Annotated in this window: 10 protein-coding genes; 9 read left to right on the plus strand and 1 reads right to left on the minus strand. The window is 70.7% G+C overall.

The features are described 5' to 3' along the window. The first annotated feature begins 17 nt into the window (after nucleotides 1-17). Together KF708C_RS33485 and KF708C_RS33490 are read left to right on the plus strand one after the other, a co-directional pair. A complete protein-coding gene (locus tag KF708C_RS33485) occupies nucleotides 18-1,010 on the plus strand; it encodes a Bug family tripartite tricarboxylate transporter substrate binding protein (RefSeq protein WP_059416118.1) in 993 nt (330 codons plus the stop codon). A gap of 80 nt (nucleotides 1,011-1,090) precedes the next feature. Next, complete coding sequence (locus tag KF708C_RS33490; protein WP_020205660.1) at nucleotides 1,091-2,659, plus strand: sulfatase-like hydrolase/transferase; 1,569 nt, start codon at nucleotides 1,091-1,093, stop codon at nucleotides 2,657-2,659. 9 nt (nucleotides 2,660-2,668) lie between these two features. On the opposite strand, the gene KF708C_RS33495 is transcribed toward KF708C_RS33490, so the two are convergent. Then, nucleotides 2,669-3,604, minus strand: coding sequence for a LysR family transcriptional regulator (locus KF708C_RS33495; protein WP_020205659.1), 936 nt, complete (start codon nucleotides 3,602-3,604; stop codon nucleotides 2,669-2,671). A gap of 269 nt (nucleotides 3,605-3,873) precedes the next feature. Here KF708C_RS33495 and KF708C_RS33500 point away from each other — a divergent pair, with 269 nt between their 5' ends. From KF708C_RS33500 to KF708C_RS33530, 7 genes are all read left to right on the plus strand, one after another. After that, complete coding sequence (locus KF708C_RS33500) at nucleotides 3,874-5,919, plus strand: hydantoinase/oxoprolinase family protein (protein ID WP_020205658.1); 2,046 nt, start codon at nucleotides 3,874-3,876, stop codon at nucleotides 5,917-5,919. Nucleotides 5,920-5,922: 3 nt separating this feature from the next. Further along, nucleotides 5,923-7,686, plus strand: coding sequence for a hydantoinase B/oxoprolinase family protein (locus tag KF708C_RS33505; RefSeq protein ID WP_059416120.1), 1,764 nt, complete (start codon nucleotides 5,923-5,925; stop codon nucleotides 7,684-7,686). Further along, nucleotides 7,683-8,876: a CaiB/BaiF CoA transferase family protein gene (locus KF708C_RS33510; RefSeq protein ID WP_082080214.1), complete on the plus strand. Its 1,194-nt coding sequence runs from the start codon at nucleotides 7,683-7,685 to the stop codon at nucleotides 8,874-8,876. Before KF708C_RS33505 ends, KF708C_RS33510 begins: the two co-directional genes overlap by 4 nt. Continuing rightward, a complete protein-coding gene (locus KF708C_RS33515; RefSeq protein WP_020205655.1) occupies nucleotides 8,873-9,688 on the plus strand; it encodes an enoyl-CoA hydratase-related protein in 816 nt (271 codons plus the stop codon). Before KF708C_RS33510 ends, KF708C_RS33515 begins: the two co-directional genes overlap by 4 nt. Before the next feature lie 112 nt (nucleotides 9,689-9,800). Beyond that, nucleotides 9,801-11,174 (plus strand): MFS transporter, encoded by a 1,374-nt coding sequence (locus tag KF708C_RS33520; RefSeq protein WP_059416121.1) that lies wholly within the window; start codon nucleotides 9,801-9,803, stop codon nucleotides 11,172-11,174. Nucleotides 11,175-11,216: 42 nt separating this feature from the next. Next, complete coding sequence (locus KF708C_RS33525; protein WP_020205653.1) at nucleotides 11,217-12,158, plus strand: hydroxymethylglutaryl-CoA lyase; 942 nt, start codon at nucleotides 11,217-11,219, stop codon at nucleotides 12,156-12,158. Then, nucleotides 12,155-13,333 (plus strand): fumarylacetoacetate hydrolase family protein, encoded by a 1,179-nt coding sequence (locus KF708C_RS33530; protein WP_059416124.1) that lies wholly within the window; start codon nucleotides 12,155-12,157, stop codon nucleotides 13,331-13,333. The genes KF708C_RS33525 and KF708C_RS33530 overlap by 4 nt, the downstream gene beginning before the upstream one ends. Nucleotides 13,334-13,393 lie beyond the last annotated feature (60 nt).

The raw sequence follows: 13,393 nt of genomic DNA on the forward strand, positions 1-13,393 counted from the left end.
ACCCCACAGGAGACTCCATGACCCTCGCCAGACTGCTGCGCGCCCTCGTTCCCGCCCTTGCCGCCGCGGCCGCCCTGCTGGCCATCGCGCCGGCCGCCCCGGCGCTCGCCCAGGGCGAGCGCCCGCTGCGCATCCTGGTGGGCTATCCCGCCGGCGGCACCGCCGACCTCGCCGCGCGCCTGGTCGGCGACAAGCTGCGCGAGACGCTCGGGCAGACCGTGGTGGTCGAGAACAAGCCCGGCGCCGGCGGCCGGCTGGTGATGGACTACGCGCGCGGCCTGCCCGCCGACGGCAACACGCTGGTGGTGGCCAACTCGGCGGTCATGACCATCGCCCCGCTGGTCTACCGCAAGCTCAACTACGACCTCCGGCGCGACTTCGCGCCGGTGGCGCAGATCGCCAACTTCCAGCTCGCGCTGGCCGCCGGGCCCGGCACGCCGGCGAAATCGCTCAGGGAATACATCGACTGGCTCAAGGCCAGCCCGGCCAAGAACAACTCCTACGCCTCGCCCGCGCTCGGCAGCATCCCGCACTTCTTCGGCTTGCTGTTCGGCAGGCAGGTCGGCGTGGAGATGCTGCACGTGCCGTTCAACGGCTCGGCGCCGCTGATGAACGCGCTGGTCGGCGCCCAGGTGCCGGCCTCGGTCGACACGCTGGCCGACCTGGCCGAGATGCACCGCGCCGGCAAGATCCGCGTGCTGGCCAGCTCCGGCACGCAGCGCTCGGCCGCCCTGCCCGACGTGCCGACGTTTACCGAGCTCGGCTACAAGGACATCGAAGGCGTGGGCCGCTACGGCTTCCTCGCGCCGGCCGGCACGCCGCAGGCCACGCTCGACCGCCTCAACGCGGCCATCGTCCAGGCGCTGCAATCGCCTGACCTGCGCGAGCGCTTCCTCAGGCTGGGGCTGGAGCCGCAGAGCGGCAGCGCCGCGCAGTTCGCCAAGGTGCTGGCGGCCGACGCCAGCCGCTGGGGCCCGGTGGTGAAAAGCTCCGGTTATACGGGCGACTGAAAAACATCAGGACGTTTCGATCCCATGTTATTCGTCACATCGATACGCATAACGCCCACGCCAACCGACCTCAAGCTGCCATGACCGCCCGCAACACGCTCTTCATCATGTGCGACCAGCTGCGCCAGGACCACCTGGGCTGCTACGGCCATCCCACGCTGCGCACGCGCAATATCGACGCCCTCGCCGCGCGCGGCGTGCGCTTCACCAGCGCCTTCGTCACCTCCGGCGTCTGCGGGCCGAGCCGCATGAGCTTCTACACCGGGCGCTACCCGAGCAGCCACGGCGCCACCTGGAACCGCGTGCCGCTGTCGCTCGGCGAAGTCACGCTCGGCGAATACCTCAAGGACAGCGCCCGCGCGCTCGCGCTGGCCGGCAAGACCCACGTCATGCCCGACAACGCCAACCTCAGGCGCCTGCATCTCGACGGCGGCAGCGAGCTGGAAACGCTGCTGCGCAGCGGCCACTTCGTCGAGGTCGACCGCCACGACGGCCACCACGCCGAGCCGCGCGGCGCCTATGCCGGGTGGCTGCGCCGGCAAGGCTACGACAGCGCCGACCCGTGGACCGACTACGTCATCAGCGCCGAGAACGCGCGCGGCGAGATCGTCTCCGGCTGGCACATGCGCAACGCCGGGCTGCCCGCGCGCGTGGCCGAGCCGCATTCGGAAACCGCGTACACGGTCGGGCAGGCCATGCAATACATCGCCGCGCGCGGCGACGACCCGTGGGTGCTGCACCTGTCGCTGGTCAAGCCGCACTGGCCCTACATGGCGCCCGCGCCCTACCACGCCGCCTACACGCTCGACGACTGCCTGCCGCTCAGGCGCCACGACGCCGAACTGGAGAACCCGCACCCGGTGCTCGACGCCTACCGCACGCAGGAAGAATGCGCCAACTTCATGCGCCGCGAAGTCTCCGACACCGTGCGCCCGACCTACCAGGGCCTCGTGCAGCAGATCGACGACCGCCTCGGCGAACTATGGGAGCAGCTCGAGCGCCTGGGCCGCTGGCAGGACACGCTGATCGTCTTCACCGCCGACCACGGCGACTTCCTCGGCGACCACTGGCTCGGCGAGAAGGAGCAGTTCTACGACACCGTGCAGAAGATCCCGCTGATCGTCTACGACCCCGCGCCCGCCGCCGACGCCACGCGCGGCAGCGCCGACGCGCGCATGGTCAGCGCCGTCGACGTGGTGCCCACCGTGCTCGACGCGCTCGGCCTGCCGCCCGCCGACCACCGCGTCGAAGGCCGCTCGCTGCTCGACCTCACGCAGGCGCGCGCAGGCGAAGGCCGCGGCGCGTGGCGCGGCTTCGTCGTCTCCGAACTCGACTACGCCTACCGCGGCGCGCGCGTGGCGCTGGGCCGGCACCCCGGCGAATGCCGCGCCTGGATGGTGCGCGACGCGCGCTGGAAATACGTGCACTGGCAAGGCTTCCGCCCGCAGCTGTTCGACCTCGAAAACGATCCCGACGAGTTCTTCGACCTCGGCGCCGACGCCGGCTTCGAGCCCGTGCGCTCCGCCATGCGCACGCATCTGCTCGAGTGGTTCTGCACGCTCAAGCCGCGCACCACCGTCACCAGCGAGGAGGTCGCGGCGAAGACCAACGTCCACAAGCAGGCGGGGGTGTTTTTTGGGGTGTGGTGAAGGCGCGCCTCACCGCACCGCGCCGCGCTCCAGACACAAGTCGATGAACTTCTGCACCGGCTGCATCAACGTGGAACCACGCCGCGTCGCGATGCCGTAGGGCGGGCCGCGCCGCTCGACCGGGATGGCGAGGATGGCGATCAGGCCGTATTCCGCGAAATACTCCGCCACCTTGAGCGGCATCAGGCCGACCGTGCCCGCGCCGGAGCGCAGCAGCGACAGCGTGGCGAACGTCGATGAGGTCTCGATCGCGTAGCGCGGGAACGGCAGGCCGCCGTCCTCGAACAGCTGCTCCAGCAGCGAGCGCATCGGCAGCGTGGCCTGCGGCACGATCCACGGATTGGCGGCGATGTCGGCCAGCGTGATGGACGGATCGCGCGCGAGCGGGTCGGCGCCGTCCACCACGAAGCACACTTCCTCGGTATCGAGCGGCACGAAGTCGTAGGCGTCGGGATGCACGCTGACGCTGGGGCGGCCGATCACGAGGTCGAGCAGGCGCTGGTCGAGCATCGACAGCAGCCGCGCGCTGTTGTCTTCCCACACTTCCACCGAAATATCGGGCTGCACCTCGCGCAGGGTCTTGAGCATCGGCGTGAGCCACACCGGCACCGATCCCATCACCGCGCCCACGGCCAGCGTGCCGCCACCGCCGCGCATGATCGCGGCGAGCTCGTCGCGCAGCGCGCCGACCTCGGCGCGCATCACGCGCGCGTGGCGGATCACGCAGCGGCCCATCTCATTGGCGACGATGCCGCGCGGCGAGCGCGCGAACAGGTCGGCGCCGAACATCGCCTCGATCTCGCGCAGCGACTTGGTGGTGGCCGGCTGCGACAGCGACACCTGGTTGGCCGCCTTGCGCAGCGAGCCGTGGTCGTCGAGCGCGATCAGCAGCGCGATGTGATTGCCGCGCAGTCTCCTCAGGATCGCATCGATACTGGTTATCACCGATATAACTCCACTGTCTCACGTGATCGGAAGTTTTCATTATCTGCACGCTGCCCGTGCCTTCTACATTGCAGCATCGGCAGCCGCCGGCGCGAAAGCGCGGCGCGCGGCAGCGATCCAGCGGCCGATCATAGCCCAACACGTGGCCGCTGGCCGGACGGCGCGACAGCATGCGGCGATGCTGCACCGCAGCGCGAACGGTTCCCCGACTGACTGCGACGGGAGCCGCGAGTTCCGCATCGAGATGCCAGCAAATGGAGATAGGCAAAGTGAGAAGAATTGGAATCGACGTCGGCGGCACCTTCACCGACGTGGTGATGGTGGACGACGACACCGGCCGCATCTGGTCGACCAAGGTGCCGACCACGCCGAAGGACCGCGTGGTCGGCACCGTGGAGGGGTTTCGCAAGATCCTGGAGATCTCGGGCACGGCCAGCGCCGACGTCTCCTTCCTCGGCCACGGCACCACGATGGCGACCAACATGGTGGTCGAGGGCACCGGCGCGAAAACCGCGCTGGTCACTACGCGCGGCTTCCGCGACATCCTGGAGCTGCGGCGCGTGTCGCGCCATGACCGCGCCGACCTCTACGATCTGCTGTTCGACAACCCGCGCGCGCTGGTCGAGCGCCGCTGGCGCCTCGAAGTCACCGAGCGCCTGCGCTACGACGGCGAGGTCGAGACGCCGCTGGACCACGACGAGCTGGTGGAGATCGCCGAGCGCATCCGCGCCTCGGACGTCGAGGCGGTGGCGGTGTGCCTGCTGCACGCGCACGTCAACCCGGCCCACGAGCGCGCCGTGGTCGACACGCTGCGCCGGCTGCTGCCGGGCCGCTTCATCAGCGCCTCGCACGAGGTCAACCCGGAGGCGATGGAGTACGAGCGCGCCAGCTCGACCGTGATCAACGCCATGCTGGGCCCGGTGTGCGGGCGCTACATCGGCCGCCTGACCGACGCGCTGGCGGAGCTGGGCTTCGCCGGCAAGTTCCTCTTCATGCAGTCCAACGGCGGCCTGGCCAGCCCGGCGATGGTGGCCGACCGGCCCATCGTGCTGCTCGAGTCCGGCCCGGCCGGCGGCGTCAGCGCGGCGATCCGCAACTGCGAGAAGAGCGAGCTGCGCAACGCCATCCTCGGCGACATGGGCGGCACCACCTTCGACGTGTCGCTGATCCGCGAATTCCGCCCCGAGATCCGCAACAAGAGCCTGCTGCACACCTACACCGTGCGCTCGCCCAGCATCGACATCGACTCGGTCGGCGCGGGCGGCGGCTCGATCGTGTGGATCGACGCCGGCGGCGGCGTGCGCATCGGGCCGGCCAGCGCCGGCGCCGATCCCGGCCCGGCCTGCTACGGCCGCGGCGGCAAGCACGCCACCGTGACCGACTGCAACCTGGTGCTCGGCTACATCGACCCAGACAACTTCCTCGGCGGCGAATTCCAGCTCGACGCCAAGGCGGCCTGGCGCGTGGTCGAGGAGGTCATCGCCCGCCCGCTCGGCATGAGCGTGCCCGAGGCCGCGCAGGCGGTGCGCTCGGTGGCCAACGCGCTGATGGCGCAGGCGATCCGCATCATGACCGTGGAGCGCGGCTACGATCCGCGCGAGTTCTCCTACATCTGCTACGGCGGCGCGGGCCCCGTGCACGCGGTCGACCTGGCGCAGGAGATGGGCATCCGCCGCGTGGTGATCCCGCCGCTGCCGGGCCTGTTCAGCGCCTTCGGCATGACCGTGGCCGACCAGCAGTACGACTACCAGAGCCCGGTCGAGTGCGACCTCGCGCAGTGCGACGACGCGCGCCTGTCCGGCGAGCTCGACGACCTGCTCGCCATCGGCACCGACGAGCTGCGCCGCCACGGCGTGGACCCGCGCGACGTGCGCGCGGTGCGCCTGGCCGACTGCCGCTACGCCGGCCAGCCCGACGTCATCACCGTGGCCGTGCAGGACGGCGAAGCGGGCCTGTGCGAGAGCCTGGCGCGCGAGTTCGAGGCGGCGCACCAGCGGCAGTGGAATTTCATCAGCAAGGACAAGCCCGTGGTGGTGGCCAACCTGCGCCTGCAACTGATCACCGCGACCGGCTGGCGCGGCGGCGTGACGCAGCCCGACGGTCTCGGCGAGGCCCGCGCGGTGCGCACGCGCGACGTGTATTTCGACGGCGGCGTGCGCACGCTGCCGGTGTTCGCGCGCAACGAGATCCCGGTCGGCGCGTGCATCGAGGGTCCGGCCGTGATCGAGGAGCACAGCAGTTGCGCGGTGCTCAAGGCGTCGCACACGGCGCGCGTGGACTCGGACCTCAATCTTGTGATCGAACTGGCAGCCTGACTCATGGATATTGTTACCTACGAAATCATCCGCAGCAGTCTCTTCGCCATCGCGCGGGAGATGAAGATCGCCATGATGCGCACCGCGGGCAGCCCGCTGATGCACGCCAGCGGCGATTCCTCGGCGGCCATCTTCGACGCCGACATGCAGCTCGTCGCCCAGGGCAACGACATCCCCACCATGCTGGGCTCGGCGGTCATCTCGACGCGCGTGTCGGTCGAGACCATCGGCCGCGACAACCTGCGCCCCGGCGACGTGATCGTCAGCAACGACGCCTACGTCGGCGGCGGCAACCACCAGCCCGACGTGCAGTTCACGCGCCCGGTGTTCGTCGACGGCAAGATCGTCGCCTTCGTGATGACGCGCGGCCACTGGACCGACATCGGCGGCCAGACCCCGGGCAGCTACACCGTCACCACCTGGGACGTGTTCGCCGAGGGCATCCGCATCCCGCCGGTGCTGCTGTACCGCAACGACGAGCCGGTACGCGACATGCTGGAGATCCTCACGCGCAACAGCCGCAACGCGCACGAGCTGATCCTCGACATCCAGGCCCAGTACGCGGGCACCTTCGTCGGCGACCGCCGCATCGCCGACCTGGTCGGCAAGTACGGCGCCGAGGCGCTGCGCGACGTGATGCGCCAGAGCCTGGACCATTCGGAGAAGCTGATCCGCGCGGAGATCGCCCGCATCCCCAACGGCGTGTACGAAGCCGAGGAATACCTCGACCCGATCGAGGCGCCGGGCTGGAAGCAGGAGCGCCCGCTGCTCAAGGTCAGGATCACGGTCGAGGACGACCACATCACCTTCGACTACAGCGGCACCGGCGCGCAGGTGCGCGGCGGCATCAACTGCCCGCTGTCCGTCACCTGCAACAGCACGTGGTTCACGGTCAAGGCGCTGACCGACCTGAGCATCCCCATCAACCAGGGCTGCTACCGGCCCGTGACCATCATCGCGCCGCCGGGCAGCGTGCTGAACTGCGAGTACCCGGCCTCGGTGGTGTCGGGCAACACCGAGACCTCGCCGCGCGTGATCGACCTGCTGCTCAAGGCGCTGGCGCCGGCGGTGCCCGAGCGCATCACCGGGCAGAGCAACTGCGCGTCGTGCGCCGGCATCTTCAGCGGGCGCGACACCGACGCGCAGCGCGTGCGGCAGACCGGCCAGCCCTTCGTCACCATGCACGACGTGCACGCCGGCGGCATGGGCGCGCGCGCCGGCAAGGACGGCGTGAGCGGCATCCGCGTCTACGTCGGCAACGCGGGCAGCCAGTCGGTCGAGATGATCGAGCGCACCTCGCCGCTGACGGTGGAGGAATGGTCGCTGGTGACCGACAGCGGCGGCGCTGGCCGCCGGCGCGGCGGGCTGACCTCGCGGCGCGTCTACCGCGTGGCCTACGACGAGGCCACCTTCACGGTGTCCGGCGAGCGCGGCCGCTCGGCGCCCGAGGGCCATTTCGGCGGCTTGCCCGGCACGCGCTTCCAGTGCACCGTGCGCCGCGCCGACGGCAGCGAGCACAAGGTGCCGGCCAAGGGCGGCCAGACCGTGGTCTACCGCGGCGACCGCGTGGTGGTGCAGCCGGCCGGCAGCGGCGGCTACGGCGACCCGCTCGAACGCGAGCGCGAGCGCGTGCTGGCCGACGTGGCCGACGGCTACGTCAGCGCGCAGGCCGCGCGCGAGTTCTACCGCGTCAACACCGGCGCAGACGCCGGCGCGCCCGCCGAGGAAACCGGCGCGGACGCCGCGCTGGCGGTGGCGGACCAATGAGCGCCGCGGCGGACATGGACCGGCCGCTGCCGCTGGCGGGCGTGTGCGTGGTCGAGATCGGCCACAGCCTGGCCGCGCCCTATGCCGGCATGATCCTCGGCGCGCTCGGCGCCGAGGTCATCAAGATCGAAAGCGCGCAGGGCGGCGACTACGCGCGCGACTGGGGCCCGCCGTTCGTCGACGGCGCGGCGGCGCTGTTCCACGCCGTCAACCACGGCAAGGCCAGCATCGCGATGTCGCTGTCGGACCCGGAGCAGGCCGCGCGGCTGCGCGAGCTGATCCGCGAGCGCGCCGACGTCGTGCTGCAGAACCTCAAGGCCGGCGGCACCGAGAAATACGGGCTGGGCGCCGAGGCCATGCTGCGCGACAAGCCCTCGCTGGTGTACTGCAACCTGGGCGCGTTCGGCAGCAGCGGGCCGTGGCGCGACAAGCCGGGCTACGACCCGCTGGTGCAGGCCGTGGCCGGGCTGATGAGCTTCATGGGCAGCCCCGGCGAGCCGCTGAGCCGCATCCCGGTGTCGGTCAACGACATGGGCACCGGGCTGTGGGCCGCCATCGGCGTGCTCGCGGCGCTGTTCCGGCGCCAGGCCAGCGGCGCGGGCGAGATCGTCTCGGTGTCGCTGTACGAGACCGCGATCGCCTGGGGCGGCATCCAGATCGCCGACTACCTCGCCTCGGGCGTGCTGCCCGGGCGCTGGGGCTCGGGCACCGCGGCCATCGTGCCGCACCAGGCGTTCGCCTGCGCCGACGGCACCATCATGGTGGCGGCCGGCAACGACCGCCTGTTCCGCCGGCTGTGCGAGGTGCTCGGCACCAACGCGCTGGCCGACGACCCGCGCTTCGCCACCAACGGCGCGCGCGTGAGCCACCGCGCCGAGCTGATCGCGCTGCTGCACGAGGCGTTCGCGCGCGCCGGCAGCGCGCACTGGCTGGCCGCGCTCGACGCCGCCGGCATCCCGTGCGGGCCGATCCAGACCCTCGACCAGGTGGTCGCGCACGCGCAGACCGAGGCGCTGGACCTGCTGCGCACCACCGACGACGGCGCCGCCACCGTGGTCGGCCTGCCGGTCTCGTTCGGCGGCCAGCGCCCGGCCGCCACCGGGCGCACGCCGAAGCTCGGCGAACACAATCATCTGCTGGCGGGCACGCACACGCACATGCCCGCGCACCTGCAACAGGAGACACCATGAAAATCGCATCGCACCTCGGCCCCGCGCCGCTGGACACCCTGCGGCTCGAAGAGATCGACGCACAGATACTCGTGATCCAGCTCAACCGGCCCCAGGTTTCCAACGCCATCAGCACGCCGATGGGGCACGAGCTGCTGCGCGTGTTCGGCGCGCTCGAAGCCGACCCGTCGCTGTACCGCTGCGCCATCCTGACCGGCGCCGGCGAACGCGCGTTCTGCGGCGGCGCCGACCTCAAGCAGCGCGAAGGCATGACCGACGCGCAGTTCGGCGCGCAGCACTACCTGTTCGAGCGCATGAACCGCGCCATCACCAGTTGCCCGCTGCCGCTGATCTGCGCGGCCAACGGCTCGGCGGTGGCGGGCGGGCTGGAGCTGCTGCTGGCCTGCGACTTCGCCTACGCGTCGAAGACCGCCGTGTTCGGCTTCACCGAGGTCAAGCGCGGCATCATGCCGGGCGGCGGCGGCACCCAGCAATTGCCGCGTACCATCGGCACGCGGCGCGCCAAGGAGCTGATCTTCCGCGGCGCGCGCTTCAGCGCGGAGCAGGCGCTGGCGTGGGGCGTGGTCAACCACCTCAGCGAGCCGGGCCGCGTGCTGGCCGACGCCATCGACGCGGCGCGCGACATCTGCACCAGCGCGCCGCTGTCGGTCACGCAGGCCAAGAAGGCGATCGACCTCGGCATGCAGAGCGACCTGCACACCGGGCTGTTCGTCGAGATCGAGGCGTACAACCGCCTGATCCCGACCGCGGACCGCCTGGAAGGCATCAGCGCCTACAACGAGAAGCGCCAGCCGGCGTTCAGGGGGTGCTGACGCGCAAGGCAGGAAACACCGGCCGGCCATGACCGGCCGGCCCACGGCGGCGCCACCGGGCGCCGCCGGAGCATCATCAAGCAACAGCCGGCACCGACCGGAGGAGACAACGATGAACCACAACAGCGCCAGCCTCGGCGACCCGCAGGCTCAGAGCACCTACAGGAAGATCACGCTCAGGCTGATCCCGTTCCTGTTCCTGTGCTACGTGTTCGCCTTTCTCGACCGCATCAACATCGGCATCGCGCAGCTCGACATGAAGCAGGACGTCGGCTTCAGCGACCTGACCTACAGCATCGGCGCCGGCATCTTCTTCGTCGGCTACGTGCTCATGGAAGTGCCCAGCAACCTGCTGCTGGCGCGCATCGGCGTCAAGCGCACCTTCTCGCGCATCATGATCCTGTGGGGCCTGATCGCCGCCGCCACGGCCTTCGTCACGCTGCCCGCGCACCTCTACACCATCCGCTTCCTGCTCGGGCTGGCCGAGGCCGGGCTCTATCCGGGCGTGATCTTCTACCTGACGCGCTGGTACCCGGTGGAGCGGCGCGCCAAGGTGATCGCCATCTTCACCTGCGCGACCGGCATCGCCGGGCTGCTGGGCGGGCCGCTGTCGGGCTGGCTGATGACGCACTTCGACGGCGCGCACGGCATGCAGGGCTGGCAGTGGATGTTCATCGTCGAGGGGCTGCCGGCCACGGTGCTGGGCATCCTCGCCATCTTCTACCTCGACAACGGCCCGCAGGAGGCGCGCTGGCTCAGCGACGGCGAGAAGGCGCTGGTGTCCCGCGACCTGCACCGCAGCTCGGCGGTGAGCGAGACCCACAGCGAGCACACCTTCGGGCGCGCGCTCACCGATTTCCGCGTGTACGTGATGGGCTTCGTCTGGTTCACGCAGATCGCCGGCGTGTTCGCCATCGGCTTCTGGCTGCCCACGCTGATCAAGAGCTCGGGCGTGTCCAGCCCGCTGGAGATCGGCTGCTATTCGGCGATCCCCTACTTCGTGAGCTGGGTGGCGCTGATCGCGCTGAACCGCCACTCCGACCACACCATGGAGCGGCGCTGGCACTGCGCCCTCGCCATGCTGTGCGGCGCGGCGGGGCTGTTCGCGGCCGGCCTCATCAACGGCAACCTGGTGCTGTCGCTGGTGGCGCTGTCGGTGGCCACGGCCGGCATCCTGGCGCCGAACCCGCTGATCTGGGCCATCTCCACCGACTACATCCGCGGCAGCGGCGCGGCCGGCGGCATCGCCGTCATCAACTGCGTGGGGCTGCTGGGCGGCTTCGTCAGCCCGATGATCATCGGCTCGATCAAGACCCTGACCAACAGCATGGCCGGCGGCCTCGGCGCGATCTCGCTGCTGATGGTGCTGGGCGCCATCGCCGCGATCGTGTTCGCCCCGCGCACCTCCTCCGCGCCGTTGGCCGCGCCGGCCGATGGCGGCGCGCGGGCGGCGGACGACGCCGCGCCGGCCAGCGCCGCGGTATAGCAGGTCAATCGCAATCACGGTAACGGGACAGAGAAGACAGTCATGACGACAAACGACACGGCGCAGGTCCGCGAGGTGGGCCTGCGCGACGGGTTGCAGATGGTGCGCACCATCCTCACGCCGGCGCAGAAGCTCGCATGGTGCGCGCGCATGGTGGCCGCGGGCTGCACCGAGATCGAGGTGACTTCGTTCGTGCCGCCGCAGGTGGTGCCGCAGTTCGCCGACGCCGGCGAGGTGGCGCGCGGCGCGCTGGCAATCCCCGGCCTGCACGCCGCCGCGCTGGTGCCCAACCTGAAGGGCGCGCAGCGCGCGTTCGAGGCCGGCCTGCCCAAGGTCCACTACGTGCTGTCGGCCAGCAACGCGCACAACCTGAAGAACGTCCGGCGCACCACGGCCGAGTCCGCCGAGGACTTCGCCCGCATCGTGGCCGCGCGCGACGAAAGCGGCCGGCACGTGGTGCTGGGCGCCGGCGTGGCCACCGCGTTCGGCTGCACCATCGCCGGCGAGGTGGACGAAGGCACCGTGCTGGCGCTGGTGGAGACGCTGCTGGAAGCCGGCGCCGAGGAAATCACCATCGCCGACACGGTCGGCTACGCGCATCCGGGCCAGGTGCGCGCGCTGATGCGCAAGGTGCGCGCGCTGGCCGGCGAGGTGCCGCTGGCCTGCCACTTCCACGACACGCGCGGGCTGGGGCTGGCCAACGTGATCGCCGCGCTCGACGCCGGCGTGCGCTGCTTCGACGCCTCGCTCGGCGGCCTCGGCGGCTGCCCGTTCGCGCCCAACGCGACCGGCAACATCAATACCGAGGACACCGTGTTCCTGCTCGAGTCCGAGGGCCTGCACACCGGCATCGACCTCGACGCGCTGCGCGAAATGCGCGAGACGCTGGCCGCGTGGCTGCCCGGCGAGCCGTTCACCGGCGCCATCGCGCGCGCCGGCCTGCCCAGGACCTTCGCACCGCGCCCGCGCGCGGCCCTGTCATGAGCCCCGCCGACACACTGCGCTGCCTGCCCGACGACCTCGATCAGGCGCTGCTGGCCGGGCGCGTCTGGCGCCGCGCCGGCGCTCACGAAGGCCCCTGCGTGGTCGCCGTGCGCGGCGGCGAAGCGTTCGACATCACCGCCGCCGTGCCGACCACGGCCGACCTGTTCGACCGCGCCGACGCGGCGGACATCGTGCGCCACGCGCCCGGCGAGGCGCTCGGCCCGGCCGCGGCGCTGCTGGCCGCCAGCGCGCCCGGCGCCGCCGGCAACGCGACGCGGCTGCTGGCGCCGTGCGACGTGCAGGCCATCAAGGCGTGCGGCGTGACCTTCGCGGTCAGCCTGATCGAGCGCGTGATCGAGGAACAGGCCGGCGGCGACCCCGCGCGCGCCCGGGACGTGCGCGAGACCATCGCCGCGCTGATCGGCGCGGACCTGTCGAAGATCAAGCCCGGCTCCGAAGCCGCGCGGCGGCTCAAGGCCGAACTCGAGCGGCGCGGCGCGTGGTCGCAATACATGGAAGTCGGCATCGGCCCCGACGCCGAAGTGTTCTCGAAATCGCAGCCGATGTCGGCGGTCGGCTTCGGCGCCGACGTCGGCCTGCATCCGGCCTCGGTGTGGAACAACCCGGAACCGGAGATCGTGCTGGCGGTGAACGCCGCCGGCCAGCCGGTCGGCGCCACGCTCGGCAACGACGTCAACCTGCGCGACATCGAAGGCCGCTCCGCGCTGCTGCTCGGCAAGTGCAAGGACAACAACGGCTCATGCGCGATCGGCCCGTTCGTGCGGCTGTTCGATGGGCATTTCACGCTGGACAGCGTGCGCCACGCCAGCGTGTCGCTGCGCGTGGAAGGCGCCGACGACGGCTTCGTGCTGGAAGGCGTGAGCCACATGGCAGAGATCAGCCGCGACCCGGCCGATCTGATCGCGCAGACCTGCGGGGCGCATCACCAGTATCCGGACGGATTCATGCTGTTCCTCGGCACCATGTTCTCGCCGATCAAGGATCGCGATGCGCCGGGCGCCGGCTTCACGCATCATCTCGGTGATGTGGTGACGATCTCGGCGCCCGCGCTTGGCGCGTTGGTCAATACAGTGAGGTTGAGTACGGAGATTGCGCCTTGGGCCTTCGGTGTGCGGGCGCTGTACCGCAATCTGGCGGAGAGGGGTTTTTTTTGATTTTTAGGGTTTTTTTATTCAAAGGTTTGATTTCAAAGTCAACCTCTTAACGTCAACGTC

The organism is Cupriavidus basilensis, assembly GCF_000876015.1.
GTDB lineage: Bacteria > Pseudomonadota > Gammaproteobacteria > Burkholderiales > Burkholderiaceae > Cupriavidus > Cupriavidus basilensis_B.